Below are 660 nucleotides of genomic sequence, written 5' to 3' on the forward strand. Positions count from 1 at the left end.
AGTACCTAGTACCTAGTACCTAGCACCTAGTACCTAGTACCTAGTACCTAGTACCTAGCACCTAGTACCTAGTACCTAGTACCTAGCACCTAGTACCTAGTACCTAGTACCTAGTACCTAGCACCTAGTACCTAGTACCTTGTACCTAGCACCTAGTACCTAGTACCTAACCCCCAACCCTCTTACATAACCCACCATCATTTTTTGAAGCGTGTTGAGTTCAGATACCGTAGACTGATAGATGCTTGCACTTATATAATGACTCAGAAAAGCTATTTCAATTTGAGTTTCTAGTTCAAAGGAAGATCCAATAGCAACATGAATAAAATATGTTTGATCCGCTATCGTTCTTCTGCCACAGCCTTCTGCGATATTGGATGCAATGGATACTCCTGATCGATTCATCTGCACAGCCAATCCAAACTTTTCATGAGCAGGAAATGATTGAGTCAAATCATTAATTGTCTTAGCCAACTTAACTGATCGTTGCCATATCCCTAAAGTTTTGAAATCTCGCATCATACAATTTTCCTGTAATCTATAAAGTTGAGATATGTTTATCGTTAGGTATTTCCCGCATTTTTTGCTGAAGGGTACTTGGTACTAGGTGCTAGGTACTGGGTTTATTATTTACCTTGCAAATCAAAAAATTCTAACCTA

Annotated in this window: 1 protein-coding gene; it reads right to left on the reverse strand. The window is 39.2% G+C overall.

Annotated features, from left to right (window positions below; all coding sequences use genetic code 11):
- Nucleotides 1-159: 159 nt before the first annotated feature.
- On the reverse strand, nucleotides 160-519 hold the full coding sequence (locus ACTIEV_RS14805) for a four helix bundle protein (protein ID WP_439516745.1): 360 nt from the start codon (nucleotides 517-519) through the stop codon (nucleotides 160-162).
- Nucleotides 520-660 lie beyond the last annotated feature (141 nt).

Origin of the sequence: Sediminibacterium sp. (genome assembly GCF_051861365.1) — a bacterium.
Classification (GTDB): Bacteria; Bacteroidota; Bacteroidia; order Chitinophagales; family Chitinophagaceae; genus Sediminibacterium.

Coding starts and splice junctions, on each gene's coding strand:
- ACTIEV_RS14805 (WP_439516745.1), bottom strand. CDS start 519: ATGCGAGATTTCAAAACTTTAGGGATATGGCAACGATCAGTTAAGTTG.